Here is a 13,371-nt window from a genome sequence, read left to right on the forward strand (position 1 = left end):
AATGGACGTGCTGTTAGTTGATGGCTATAACATTATTGGTGCATGGCCAGAATTGCGAACACTTAAAGAGAGAGATTTCAGTAAAGCACGTGAGCTTCTAATTGAAAAAATGGCCGAATATCAAGCTTATACCGGGTATCAGGTGATCGTCGTTTTTGACGCTCACCTCTCTCATGGTATTGAAAAACGTCATAGCCAATACAGAATTGATGTTATTTATACGAGAGAAAATGAAACAGCAGATGAGCGGATTGAGAAAATGGCGAGGAAACTGAAGGGTATAAGAACGCAAATACATGTGGCAACATCAGATTTTACAGAGCAATGGGCTATCTTTGGCCAAGGTGCACTTAGGAAATCGGCGCGTGAACTTTACAACGAAATGCAAGGAATTGAAAAAGGAATTGAAAAAAGTGTAAATATTGAAAATCGTCGCAATCGTTCTGGTGGCCTGCATTTATCAGAAGAAATTAGCGAAATATTTGAAAAATGGCGAAGAGGCGGTAAATAGGCGGTTGACGATTTTTCGACACGTACTGTATAATATTTCTATATAGCGTACTGGTCGGGGGGAACGCATATTGAGTACAGTAGACCTCAAAGAAAGCACGGTAAATCAAGAACAACTGTCAGTAGACCAAAGACACCTGGAACACGTAGCATTCGATCAACTTGATGATGAAATGCTCGTCATCATGGTTCATGAAGGTCACAGTAGAGCGTTGGAACATTTGATTACGAAGTACAAAAATTTCGTACGCGCTAAGGCGAGGTCGTATTTTCTCATTGGAGCAGACCGAGAAGATATCATCCAAGAAGGGATGATCGGTCTCTACAAAGCCATTCGTGATTTTAGAGGAGACAAGTTCTCATCTTTTAAAGCGTTTGCCGAATTATGCATCACCCGGCAGATGATTACAGCTATCAAAACCGCTACAAGACAGAAGCATATTCCGCTTAACTCTTACGTATCGCTTGATAAGCCAATTTACGATGAAGAGTCTGATCGTACGCTTCTAGACGTTATATGCGGCACGAAAGTAACAGATCCTGAGGAATTAATTATTAATCAGGAAGAATTTGATGACATCGAACTTAAAATGTCAGAAATTTTGAGCGATTTAGAGAGAAAGGTGCTAATGCTCTATCTCGATGGACGTTCATACCAAGAAATTTCGGTTGATCTAAACCGTCACGTCAAGTCAATTGATAACGCATTGCAACGAGTGAAACGCAAGTTAGAGCGTTATCTCGAACTACGTGAAGTCAGCCTTTAATATGGACAAACCTAAGATGGTTAGGGAAAAGAACAGGGGCGAGTTCCCTGTTCTTTTCTTATGAGTACCTATCCGACGCTTTATTGACATGCTGAAACACGCTGTGATAAAGTGATAAAAGTAAGAATGTCAATTTTTTGTTAGGTTTGTAAGAACGTCACAGGGTAGCTGAACGTTTTTTTATTTTGCTCTTTTTTGAAATAATATAGCTTATATAAATTACAAACTTCACTACTGCGCGGCTTAGGAAGGTGTCATTATGCGAAAAAAGGCAGTACTAGCATGTGTTCAATGCAATAGCCGAAACTATACAACTATGAAAAACTCACAGACGAGCCCGGCCCGCATGGAAGTTAAGAAGTATTGCAAATACTGCGATGTTCACACTGTCCATCGTGAAACAAAGTAATGCCTCGAAGGGTGTTTGCTTCTTGAGGCAAACCTTATCAAAATAGATTCTCGGGGGAGTTTTCCACCAGATTAATTGGGGGTAACAAGTAATGGCAAGTATTGTTCAACGTTCTGGTAAGTTCTTTCGTAATGTCGCAAGTGAAATGAAGCGGGTAAGTTGGCCAACGCGTAAGGAATTAACACGCTATACGATTGTAACTGTTACAACGGTTATTTTTATAGCTGTTTTCTTCGCATTGATTGACCAGGGTATTTCCTCGATAATCCGCCTCATTTTAGGATAATTCGTTATAAATTTTCATTCAGAAGGTTAGAATGAGAGAGTAAATGAGCTGGGGAGGGAAGGACGCAGTCCTGCAAATATGGAAAAAAGATGGTATGTTGTTCATACGTACTCGGGGTATGAAAACAAAGTAAAAACCAACCTTGAGAAAAGGGTTGAGACAATGGGCATGACGGATAAGATCTTTCGTGTTCTCGTCCCGGTAGAAGAAGAAACAGAAGAGAAGAACGGCAAGAAAAAGACAGTTATGAAAAAAGTCTTTCCTGGCTATGTTATTACAGAAATGGTCATGACAGATGATTCATGGTATGTCGTTCGGAATACACCAGGTGTTACTGGATTCGTAGGGTCTAGTGGTGCTGGGTCTAAACCGACTGCATTGCTTCCGGAAGAAGTGGAATCACTTCTTAAGCAAATGGGTATGGAGCAACCAAAAGTAGATGTAGACTTTGAACTTAAAGAGAAAGTTAAAGTGAAAGAAGGTCCATTTGCTGATTTCGTAGGTTCTGTTGAAGGGATCGATACGGACAAAGGAAAGGTCAAAGTGCACGTAAATATGTTCGGCAGAGAAACGCCTGTTGAACTTAATTTCGGACAAGTTGAGAAGTTCTAATTGAAAAGTCCTTGCTTAACTTTTCGATTAATGATAGAATTTTAATGTTTCATGAGTCTCATACTAATCGAGACATTCAATTGATATATAAGGTGGGAGGGTGTAAAACACCCAAATACCACATCACGGACTTAAGGAGGTGTGTCGCGTGGCTAAAAAGGTAATCAAGGTTGTTAAATTGCAAATCCCGGCTGGGAAGGCGAATCCTGCACCGCCAGTAGGACCTGCACTAGGTCAAGCTGGAGTTAACATTATGGGATTCTGTAAAGAGTTTAATGCTCGTACTTCTGACCAAGCTGGTATGATCATTCCAGTAGAAATTACGGTTTTTGAAGACCGTTCATTTACATTTATCACTAAAACTCCACCAGCTGCAGTTCTTCTTAAGAAAGCAGCAGGTATCGAGTCAGGTTCTGGTGAACCAAACCGCAACAAAGTTGCGACTGTGAAGCGTGATAAAGTGCGTGAAATCGCTGAAACAAAAATGCCAGACCTTAACGCAGCGAATGTTGATTCTGCAATGCGTATGGTTGAAGGTACTGCACGTAGCATGGGAATTACGATCGAAGATTAATGTTACACAAGCCGTTGCGATTAAAAGGGATTCCTGCCTGTGTTATACAGGTTCGCAACTTTTATTATGATGTCGACATTTTGGCGTCATAAATAGTGGGAGGTTAATCCGCTAAACCACATTCAAGGAGGAACACAAAATGGCAAAAAGAGGTAAGAGATACCAGGAGGCTGCCAAGCTAGTTGAACGTACAACTTTCTATGAGCCTCAAGAAGCAGTTGAACTTGTGAAAAAGACATCTGTAGGAAACTTTGATGGAACAGTTGAAGCAGCAGTTCGTCTTGGAGTAGACCCTAAGAAAAACGACCAGCAGGTTCGTGGCGCGGTTGTACTTCCAAACGGAACTGGTAAAACACAACGCGTTCTTGTTTTCGCTAAAGGCGAAAAGGCTAAAGAAGCTGAAGCAGCTGGCGCTGACTATGTAGGAGAAGCAGACTATATCGCTAAAATCAACGAAGGTTGGTTTGAGTTTGACGTAATCGTTGCAACTCCAGACATGATGGGCGAAGTTGGTAAACTAGGTCGTGTACTTGGACCAAAAGGTTTAATGCCGAACCCGAAAACTGGAACAGTAACGTTCGACGTTGAAAAAGCTGTTAACGAAATCAAAGCTGGTAAAGTAGAGTACCGCGTTGATCGTGCTGGTAACGTCCATGCACCAATCGGTAAAGTATCTTTCGAAGCTGACAAGCTTGTTGAAAACTTAAACACACTTGTAGAAACACTTGTGAAAGTTAAGCCAGCAGCAGCTAAAGGTACGTACCTTAAAAACATTTCGGTTACATCTACAATGGGACCTGGTGTTAAAGTTAACGCATCAACTTACCGCTAATTAAATTAGCTGTTGACATTTGCGTAGCTATTAAATATACTTGTAAATGTTGTTTGATAAATTAATACTTTCTGTACCGTAGACAGCAGGGGTGTTCTTGCACTTAATATCCTGCCGAGGTGTGAAGTGATTCGATACGTATGTAATCGTAAAGCCTTCATGTCTTCGGATGTGAAGGCTTTTTATATGACCTCATATTCCAGGGCGGTATAGATACATTTCTTTAGGAGGTGGAACTATGAGCAGTATAGTTGAACAGAAGAAGCAACTAGTTACGGAAATTGCAGACAAACTACGTGATAGCCAATCAACAATTTTTGTTGATTATCGTGGACTTGATGTTTCTGAAGTAACTGAGCTTCGTAAGCAATTGCGTGATGCAAACGTTGAGTTCCGTGTTTACAAGAACACAATGACTCGTCGCGCGGCAGAAGAGCTTGAACTTACTGATTTGAATGAACACCTTGTCGGACCTACGGCAATCGCGTTCAGCAATGAAGATGTTGTTGCTCCTGCTAAAATTTTGAACAACTTCGCTAAGAATCACGAAGCTCTTGAAATCAAGACTGGCGTAATCGAAGGCGGCGTTGTATCAGTAGAAAAGATCAAAGAACTTGCGGACCTACCAAACCGCGATGGACTACTTTCTATGTTGCTATCTGTGCTTCAAGCACCTATGCGCAATATGGCACTTGCTACAAAAGCTGTGGCTGATCAAAAGGAAGAACAAGGCGCGTAAACGCACGGCCTATCAATTGGTATAAATAAAACAAAAATTAAGGAGGATTTACTCATGGGTAACGAGCAAATCATTGAAGCAATCAAAGAAATGACAGTTCTTGAGCTTAACGACCTAGTTAAAGCAATCGAAGAAGAATTTGGTGTAACTGCAGCAGCTCCAGTAGCAGCAGCAGGTGGCGCAGCAGAAGGTGCTGCTGAAGAGCAATCTGAATTTGACGTAGTTCTTGAAAGTGCTGGAAGCAGCAAAATCAAGGTCATCAAAGTTGTTCGCGAAATCACTGGTCTTGGCTTGAAAGAAGCTAAAGAACTAGTTGATGGCGCACCAAGCCCGATTAAAGAAGGCATTGCTAAAGAAGAAGCTGAAGAGCTTAAAGGCAAGCTTGAAGAAGTTGGCGCAGTAATCGAAGTTAAGTAGTCGTTTGAAACAAAAGCTCGCTTTTAAAAGCGAGCTTTTTGTTATTTGACGCTATTATTTTTGGTTTGGTTATAGGGGTTAGGCTTATAGAAATGACGTTGAAAAGAGGGAAAGCAATGGGTGAACATTATTATACGAAGAATCCGGGTGTGAAAAGCAGTCCGAACAAAATTGATGCGGATTTACGGGGAAGTAAATTTCAATTCACGACTGATTCTGGTGTTTTTTCAAAGAAGGAAATCGATTTTGGGAGTAAACTTCTAATCGAATCATTTGAAGAACCTGAACTTGAAGGGGATATTGTTGATGTTGGATGTGGCTATGGCCCGATCGGCATTTCACTTGCTTCTGAATTTTCAAATCGTTATTTTTATATGCTAGACATAAATGAACGCGCAACAGAGCTTGCGATGAGCAATGCCATTAAGAATCGCGTTCATAATTTGAGCGTTATGGCAAGTGATCAGTTGAATGCCGTAAAAGATAAAACGTTCGCGTCTGTCCTTACGAACCCTCCTATACGTGCAGGTAAACAAGTTGTTCATGGAATTCTTGAAGAGGCCTATGACGTTTTAAAAAAAGGTGGGACGCTTTGGGTAGTGATCCAAAAGAAGCAAGGGGCCCCATCTGCAATAACCAGACTCGAAGAAATGTTTGAGCATGTTGAAACCGTCGTGAAAAAGAAAGGATACTATATTCTTAAAGCAGTCAAGTAAAATATGAAAATATCCTTTGACTTCATGGATGGCCTATGCTAATATAACATAATGCCAATGATGGATTTTCCAGGCCTTTTTCACATTCGTTTGCAAAGAGGTATAAAATGCCGTCGTCTGGAAAAACTAATATAATCGCTTATAGTTAAGGGGAATTTTTATCAATGCCCTTTTTCTTTTTTTGTCCAACGATAGATTCTTTTTAAAACAGAATATCATTGGGCTAAGAAAATAAATACGCTGGATTTGAGGGGTGAATCATTTGACAGGCCAACTAGTTCAGTATGGACGCCACCGCCAAAGAAGAAGCTACGCGCGAATCAAAGAAGTGTTGGATTTGCCAAATCTAATTGAGATTCAAACGGCTTCTTATCAATGGTTTCTTGATGAGGGTTTACGAGAAATGTTTCAGGATATTTCTCCAATCGAAGATTTCACTGGTAATCTTGTGCTGGAATTTATTGATTACAGCCTCGGTGAACCTAAGTATCCCGTGGAAGAAACCAAAGAGCGAGATGTGACCTATTCTGCGCCTTTACGTGTAAAAGTACGCTTGATCAATAAAGAAACAGGCGAAGTAAAGGAACAGGAAGTGTTCATGGGTGACTTCCCATTAATGACTGAAACAGGTACGTTTATTATTAATGGGGCAGAACGCGTAATCGTATCTCAGCTCGTGCGTTCTCCAAGTGTCTACTATAGTGAAAAGATCGATAAGAACGGCAAAAAAGGATATACAGCTACTGTCATTCCAAACCGAGGAGCATGGCTGGAATTTGAAACTGATGCCAAAGATATTGTCTATGTACGAATTGATCGTACTAGAAAGCTACCAATTACGGTGCTGCTCAGAGCGTTAGGGTTTGGGTCTGATCAAGAAATCATAGATCTCCTAGGTGAAGATGAGTATCTTCGCAATACCCTGGAAAAAGACAACACGGACGGCACGGAAAAAGCGCTTCTAGAAATCTACGAACGCTTACGTCCTGGCGAGCCTCCGACTGTCGATAACGCCAAAAGCTTACTTGATTCTCGCTTTTTTGATCCAAAGCGCTATGATCTTGCGAACGTAGGACGTTACAAGATTAACAAGAAGCTTCATATTAAAAATCGTCTATTCAATCAACGTCTTGCGGAAACGCTTGTTGATCCTGAAACAGGCGAAGTGATTGCAGAAGAAGGCGCGATCCTTGATCGTCGTCTACTGGACAGAATCCTTCCTGCTCTAGAGACTAACGTTGGATTTAAGGACGTTGAACCTCACGGTGGAGTAATTGAAGATGAGTCTATCGGTCTGCAATCCATTAAGGTATACGCACCTGATGATCCAGAAGGGGAAAGAGTCATTAATGTAATTGGTAATGGTGGAGTTGAAACAGGCGTGAAGAATATCACACCTGGCGACATCATTTCTTCTATTAACTATTTCTTTAACCTTCTACATCAAGTAGGTAACACAGATGACATTGATCACCTAGGTAACCGTCGTCTTCGTTCTGTAGGTGAACTACTTCAGAACCAATTCCGTATCGGTTTATCTCGTATGGAACGTGTCGTTCGTGAACGTATGTCTATTCAGGATACGAACGTTATTACGCCTCAGGCGCTTATCAACATTCGTCCTGTTATCGCTTCTATTAAAGAATTCTTTGGTAGCTCTCAGTTGTCCCAGTTTATGGATCAGACAAACCCGCTAGCTGAGTTAACTCACAAGCGTCGTTTATCTGCTCTAGGACCTGGTGGTTTAACACGTGAGCGTGCTGGCTTTGAAGTTCGTGACGTACATTACTCCCACTATGGCAGAATGTGTCCGATCGAAACTCCAGAGGGACCAAACATCGGACTTATTAACTCATTGTCTTCTTATGCGAGAGTTAATAAATTTGGCTTTATTGAAACGCCATACCGCAGAGTAGATCCTGAAACAGGTAAAGTGACGGAGTTTATTGACTACCTAACTGCTGATGAACAGGATAACTACGTTGTGGCACAGGCAAATGCTAAGCTACACGATGATGGTTCATTCCAAGACGAAGATATTGTTGCTCGTTTCCGTAGCGAAAACATTATCATCGCTCGTGAAAAAATTGATTACATGGACGTATCACCGAAACAGGTAGTTTCGGCCGCAACGGCTTGTATTCCGTTCCTTGAGAATGATGACTCCAACCGTGCGCTTATGGGTGCGAACATGCAGCGTCAAGCTGTACCTTTGATGGTTCCTGAAGCACCAATTGTCGGAACAGGTATGGAGCATGTTAACGGAAAAGATTCCGGTGCTGCTGTTATTTGTAAGCATGACGGTCTAGTCGAGTTTGCATCTGCTGCAGAAATTCATGTTCGTCGTATCTCCGTCATTGATGGACAGGAAGTGAAAGGCGATCTTGATCGTTACAAATTGCTTAAATTCATTCGTTCCAACCAGGGAACGTGCTATAACCAAAAGCCTATTGTTGTTGAAGGCGATCGCGTTGTAAAAGGAGAAATCCTTGGCGACGGACCTTCAATGGAAAAAGGTGAAATGGCCCTTGGGCGTAACGTCCTAGTCGGGTTTATGACATGGGAAGGTTACAACTACGAGGATGCTATTATTATGAGCGAACGTCTTGTAAAAGATGACGTTTATACCTCAATTCACATCGAAGAGTACGAATCAGAAGCTCGCGATACAAAGCTAGGACCTGAAGAAATCACTCGTGACATTCCGAATGTTGGGGAAGACGCATTGCGTAACCTTGATGAACGCGGAATTATTCGCATGGGTGCTGAAGTGAAAGACGGAGATATCCTTGTAGGTAAAGTTACTCCTAAAGGTGTAACAGAGCTAACTGCTGAAGAACGTCTACTTCATGCAATCTTTGGAGAAAAAGCTCGTGAAGTTCGTGATACTTCTCTACGTGTACCTCACGGCGGAGATGGTATTGTACTTGATGTGAAGATCTTTAACCGTGAAGACGGCGATGAGCTTCCTCCGGGAGTAAATCAACTTGTTCGTGTTTATATTGTACAGAAGCGTAAGATTCATGAAGGAGATAAAATGGCGGGACGTCATGGTAACAAAGGTGTAATCTCTAGGATTCTTCCTGAAGAAGATATGCCATACTTGCCTGATGGAACTCCGATCGATATCATGTTGAATCCTCTAGGTGTTCCTTCTCGTATGAACATTGGACAGGTACTAGAGTTGCATATCGGTATGGCCGCACGTGCACTTGGAATTCACGTAGCAACACCGGTATTTGATGGAGCTCGTGAAGAAGACGTATGGGAAACACTAGAAGAAGCAGGAATGCCACGTGATGGTAAAACTGTTCTTTACGATGGTCGCACAGGCGAACCATTTGATAACCGCATTTCTGTCGGTGTCATGTATATGATCAAACTTGCTCACATGGTCGATGACAAGCTTCACGCACGTTCTACTGGACCATATTCACTTGTTACGCAGCAACCGCTTGGTGGTAAAGCACAATTCGGTGGACAGCGTTTCGGTGAGATGGAAGTATGGGCACTCGAAGCATATGGTGCTGCATATACCCTTCAAGAGATTTTGACTGTGAAGTCGGATGATGTTGTTGGACGTGTTAAGACTTACGAAGCAATCGTAAAAGGCGAAAATGTTCCTGAGCCTGGTATTCCAGAATCGTTTAAAGTTCTAATCAAAGAATTGCAGTCGCTTGGTATGGATGTCAAAATGCTAGCAAGTGATGAGCAAGAAATTGAAATGAAAGAGTTAGACGATGAAGAAGACCAATCCAGTGAGAAATTAAACTTGAATGTTGGGTCAAATCAGGCGAGTGAGTAAGGGTTAAACCTGAATTCTAAAGGGAGGTAGGCCCCTTGATAGATGTCAATAAATTTGAGTATATGAAAATCGGTCTGGCGTCACCGGCTAAAATCCGCTCTTGGTCAAGAGGAGAAGTTAAGAAGCCAGAAACCATTAACTACCGTACCTTGAAGCCAGAGAAAGATGGTCTTTTCTGTGAGCGAATCTTTGGACCCACAAAAGACTGGGAATGTCATTGTGGGAAATACAAACGTATCCGTTATAAAGGAGTCGTTTGTGATCGCTGCGGTGTTGAAGTAACACGTGCAAAAGTCCGTCGTGAGAGAATGGGGCACATCGAGCTTGCTGCTCCTGTCTCTCACATCTGGTACTTTAAAGGCATTCCAAGTCGTATGGGACTTGTTCTCGACATGTCTCCGCGTGCACTAGAAGAAGTTATTTATTTTGCTTCTTATGTTGTCACTGAAGCTGGAGACACACCGCTTGAGAAGAAACAACTTCTTTCTGAAAAAGAATACCGTGCATACCGTGAAAAGTATGGTAAAACATTCTCTGCAGAAATGGGTGCGGAAGCAATCCGCAGACTACTGTTTGATATCGACCTTGATAAAGAAGTAGATATCCTTAAAGAAGAGCTTAAAACTGCACAAGGTCAACGTAGAACTCGTGCGATTAAACGTCTTGAAGTACTTGAGGCATTTCGTGGTTCAGGAAATAACCCGTCATGGATGATTTTAGATGTTCTTCCGGTTATTCCTCCAGAGCTTCGTCCTATGGTACAGCTTGACGGCGGACGATTTGCGACATCGGATTTAAACGATCTGTATCGTCGTGTAATTAACCGCAATAATCGTTTGAAACGTTTGTTAGATCTTGGTGCTCCTAGTATTATCGTGCAGAACGAGAAGCGTATGCTTCAAGAAGCTGTCGATGCCCTTATTGATAACGGCCGTCGTGGTCGTCCAGTAACAGGTCCTGGTAACCGTCCTTTGAAATCTCTTTCTCACATGCTGAAAGGGAAGCAAGGTCGTTTCCGTCAGAATCTACTAGGTAAGCGTGTTGACTATTCAGGTCGTTCCGTTATCGTTGTAGGTCCTCACTTGAAGATGTATCAATGTGGACTTCCAAAAGAAATGGCGCTTGAATTGTTCAAACCTTTCGTAATGAAGGAGCTTGTATCAAAAGGTCTTGCACACAACATTAAGAGTGCGAAACGTAAAGTAGAAAAAGTTCACCCTGAAGTTTGGGACGTTTTGGAAAACGTAATTAAAGAACATCCAGTTCTTTTAAACCGTGCACCAACGCTTCACAGACTTGGAATTCAGGCGTTTGAACCCATTCTAGTTGAAGGGCGCGCGATTCGTCTTCACCCACTCGTATGTACAGCTTACAATGCTGACTTCGATGGTGACCAAATGGCCGTCCACGTACCGTTATCTGCTGAAGCACAAGCTGAAGCACGTATCTTAATGCTTGCAGCACAGAACATCCTTAACCCGAAAGATGGTAAACCAGTTGTTACGCCGTCACAGGATATGGTTCTAGGTAACTACTACCTTACTATGGAACGTGAAGGAGCAATCGGTGAGGGTTCTGTTTACAAAGATACAAATGAAGCATTAATTGCTTACCAGAATGGATTTGCACATCTTCATTCTCGCGTAGCAATCCCTGCTGCATCATTGAATAAATCTGCCTTTACTGAAGAGCAGAACAAGCAATTGCTTGTGACAACGGTTGGTAAGTTGATTTTCAACGAAATTCTTCCGGAGTCATTCCCATATATTAATGAACCGACGACAAATAACCTTGAAATCGCCACACCGGAAAATTACTTCCTTCCTCACGGAGTGAATGTGAAAGAAGAAATTGCTCAGCGCGAATTGATTTCACCATTTAAGAAAGGTATTCTTGGTAAAATCATCGCCGAGGTGTTTAAGCGATTCAAAGTGACTGAAACGTCTCGTATGCTTGACCGCATGAAAGATCTTGGTTTCAAATTCTCAACTAAAGCTGGTATTACCGTTGGTGTAGCTGACGTAGTGGTACTTGCTGAGAAACAAGAAATTGTTCATGAGGCTGAAGAGAAAGTCGAAAAAGTTCTTAAGCAATTCCGTCGTGGTCTTATTACTGACGACGAGCGATATGATCGTGTTATTGCGATTTGGAGTAGTGCGAAAGATCGTATCCAGGAAAAACTAATGAATCGACTCGAAAAAGATAACCCAATCTTTATGATGAGTGATTCAGGTGCTCGTGGTAACGCATCTAACTTTACTCAGCTCGCAGGTATGCGTGGATTGATGGCAAACCCATCTGGACAGATCATTGAACTTCCAATCAAATCCAGCTTCCGCGAAGGTCTAACAGTGCTTGAGTACTTTATTTCAACACACGGTGCTCGTAAAGGTCTTGCCGATACGGCCCTTAAAACAGCTGACTCAGGTTACCTTACTCGTCGTCTTGTTGACGTGGCACAGGATGTTATTGTTCGTGAAGACGATTGTGGTACGGATCGCGGCCTTGAAGTTAGTGCGATTAAGAATGGAAATGAATTAATCGAAGGGTTGTTTGACCGTCTTGTTGGCCGTGTTGCCTTTAAGAAAGTTAGACATCCTGAGACGAACGAAGTTCTTGTTGAGAAAAATAACCTAATTACAGAAGACATTGCTACTGAAATCGTAGAAGCTGGTATTGAGAACGTCTATATCCGCTCTGCCTTTACTTGTAGCACTAGTCATGGCGTTTGTAAGAAGTGTTATGGACGTAACCTTGCAACTGGTACTCGTGTAGAAGTTGGTGAAGCAGTTGGAATTATCGCTGCTCAATCAATCGGTGAACCAGGTACACAGTTGACAATGCGTACATTCCACACAGGTGGTGTTGCCGGAGACGATATTACTCAGGGTCTTCCTCGTATCCAGGAGCTATTTGAAGCACGTAACCCTAAAGGTCAGGCTGTTGTGTCTGAACTTGATGGTAAAGTGATTGATTTGGCTGAGGTGAAAGAGAAGAAAGAGATTGTCGTTCAAGGTGAAACTGAAACAAGAAACTACCCTGTTCCATACGGCGCTCGTTTGAAAATAGTTGTAGGAGATGAAGTGAAGGCTGGTCAACCTCTAACTGAAGGTTCGATTGACCCTAAACAACTTCTAACAATTAGTGGTATTGACGGCGTTCAAGAATACCTACTTGCAGAAGTGCAAAAGGTTTACCGTATGCAGGGTGTTGAAATTGGCGATAAACACGTTGAAGTTATGGTTCGTCAGATGATGCGTAAGATTCGTGTTATTGATGCGGGCGATACTGAAGTGTTGCCAGGATCCCTTATCGATATTCACCAGTTTAAAGGTGTTAACCGTAAAGTTCTTAAACAAGGTGGCTTACCTGCAACTGGTCGTCCGGTTCTTCTTGGTATTACTAAAGCGTCTCTTGAAACTGAATCATTCTTATCAGCAGCATCCTTCCAGGAAACAACTCGTGTCCTAACTGATGCAGCTATCAAAGGTAAGCGTGATGAGCTACTTGGTCTTAAGGAAAATGTTATTATCGGTAAACTTGTTCCGGCAGGTACTGGTATGCAACGTTACCGTAGAATCAACGTAGCAGGTGAAGCACAAGAGGCTGAAGAGCTTTTAGAACAAGAAGAAAGTGCGTTAGTTAGTCAAGAATAAACAGGGGAAGTGTTGACATCGGAAGTACAGGGTGATATTATATCCAAG

The 13,371-nt window shown here is 42.1% G+C and carries 12 protein-coding genes and 1 other annotated feature; all 12 genes read left to right on the plus strand.

Annotation, left to right across the window (positions count from 1 at the left end; genetic code table 11):
* Window position 1: 1 nt before the first annotated feature.
* The 12 genes from AC0VYV_RS00745 (at window position 2) to rpoC (ending at window position 13,323) form a co-directional block, all read left to right on the plus strand.
* Window positions 2–511 carry an NYN domain-containing protein gene (locus AC0VYV_RS00745; RefSeq protein WP_475374371.1) on the plus strand — a complete coding sequence of 170 codons (510 nt, stop codon included), beginning with the start codon at window positions 2–4 and terminating at the stop codon, window positions 509–511.
* 115 nt (window positions 512–626) lie between these two features.
* Window positions 627–1,277: an RNA polymerase sporulation sigma factor SigH gene (gene sigH / locus AC0VYV_RS00750; RefSeq protein WP_194220319.1), complete on the plus strand. Its 651-nt coding sequence runs from the start codon at window positions 627–629 to the stop codon at window positions 1,275–1,277.
* A gap of 259 nt (window positions 1,278–1,536) precedes the next feature.
* Complete coding sequence (gene rpmG / locus AC0VYV_RS00755) at window positions 1,537–1,686, plus strand: 50S ribosomal protein L33 (RefSeq protein WP_194220280.1); 150 nt, start codon at window positions 1,537–1,539, stop codon at window positions 1,684–1,686.
* Between the two features lie 91 nt (window positions 1,687–1,777).
* Window positions 1,778–1,972, plus strand: a complete 195-nt coding sequence (gene secE, locus AC0VYV_RS00760; RefSeq protein ID WP_098445961.1) for a preprotein translocase subunit SecE — start codon at window positions 1,778–1,780, stop codon at window positions 1,970–1,972.
* Between the two features lie 78 nt (window positions 1,973–2,050).
* On the plus strand, window positions 2,051–2,584 hold the full coding sequence (nusG, locus tag AC0VYV_RS00765) for a transcription termination/antitermination protein NusG (RefSeq protein WP_194220281.1): 534 nt from the start codon (window positions 2,051–2,053) through the stop codon (window positions 2,582–2,584).
* Between the two features lie 148 nt (window positions 2,585–2,732).
* A complete protein-coding gene (gene rplK / locus AC0VYV_RS00770; protein ID WP_048313309.1) occupies window positions 2,733–3,158 on the plus strand; it encodes a 50S ribosomal protein L11 in 426 nt (141 codons plus the stop codon).
* A 139-nt stretch (window positions 3,159–3,297) separates the two neighbouring features.
* Window positions 3,298–3,990, plus strand: coding sequence for a 50S ribosomal protein L1 (rplA, locus tag AC0VYV_RS00775; protein ID WP_194220282.1), 693 nt, complete (start codon window positions 3,298–3,300; stop codon window positions 3,988–3,990).
* Between the two features lie 58 nt (window positions 3,991–4,048).
* Window positions 4,049–4,184: a sequence feature (ribosomal protein L10 leader region), on the plus strand.
* Between the two features lie 44 nt (window positions 4,185–4,228).
* Complete coding sequence (rplJ, locus tag AC0VYV_RS00780; RefSeq protein ID WP_160921565.1) at window positions 4,229–4,729, plus strand: 50S ribosomal protein L10; 501 nt, start codon at window positions 4,229–4,231, stop codon at window positions 4,727–4,729.
* 54 nt (window positions 4,730–4,783) lie between these two features.
* Window positions 4,784–5,146, plus strand: a complete 363-nt coding sequence (rplL, locus tag AC0VYV_RS00785) for a 50S ribosomal protein L7/L12 (protein ID WP_430246602.1) — start codon at window positions 4,784–4,786, stop codon at window positions 5,144–5,146.
* A gap of 116 nt (window positions 5,147–5,262) precedes the next feature.
* Window positions 5,263–5,862, plus strand: a complete 600-nt coding sequence (locus AC0VYV_RS00790) for a class I SAM-dependent methyltransferase (protein ID WP_475366288.1) — start codon at window positions 5,263–5,265, stop codon at window positions 5,860–5,862.
* 262 nt (window positions 5,863–6,124) lie between these two features.
* Entirely contained in the window at window positions 6,125–9,667 is a 3,543-nt protein-coding gene (rpoB, locus tag AC0VYV_RS00795; RefSeq protein WP_194220285.1) for a DNA-directed RNA polymerase subunit beta, read from the plus strand.
* Between the two features lie 35 nt (window positions 9,668–9,702).
* Window positions 9,703–13,323 (plus strand): DNA-directed RNA polymerase subunit beta', encoded by a 3,621-nt coding sequence (rpoC, locus tag AC0VYV_RS00800; protein ID WP_283153200.1) that lies wholly within the window; start codon window positions 9,703–9,705, stop codon window positions 13,321–13,323.
* Window positions 13,324–13,371: the final 48 nt, after the last annotated feature.

Source organism: Anaerobacillus sp. QJM3NY_17 (assembly GCF_056173665.1).

Coding starts and splice junctions, on each gene's coding strand:
- rplA (WP_194220282.1), top strand. CDS start 3,298: ATGGCAAAAAGAGGTAAGAGATACCAGGAGGCTGCCAAGCTAGTTGAA.
- AC0VYV_RS00745 (WP_475374371.1), top strand. CDS start 2: ATGGACGTGCTGTTAGTTGATGGCTATAACATTATTGGTGCATGGCCA.
- secE (WP_098445961.1), top strand. CDS start 1,778: ATGGCAAGTATTGTTCAACGTTCTGGTAAGTTCTTTCGTAATGTCGCA.
- AC0VYV_RS00790 (WP_475366288.1), top strand. CDS start 5,263: ATGGGTGAACATTATTATACGAAGAATCCGGGTGTGAAAAGCAGTCCG.
- nusG (WP_194220281.1), top strand. CDS start 2,051: ATGGAAAAAAGATGGTATGTTGTTCATACGTACTCGGGGTATGAAAAC.
- rplJ (WP_160921565.1), top strand. CDS start 4,229: ATGAGCAGTATAGTTGAACAGAAGAAGCAACTAGTTACGGAAATTGCA.
- rplL (WP_430246602.1), top strand. CDS start 4,784: ATGGGTAACGAGCAAATCATTGAAGCAATCAAAGAAATGACAGTTCTT.
- rpmG (WP_194220280.1), top strand. CDS start 1,537: ATGCGAAAAAAGGCAGTACTAGCATGTGTTCAATGCAATAGCCGAAAC.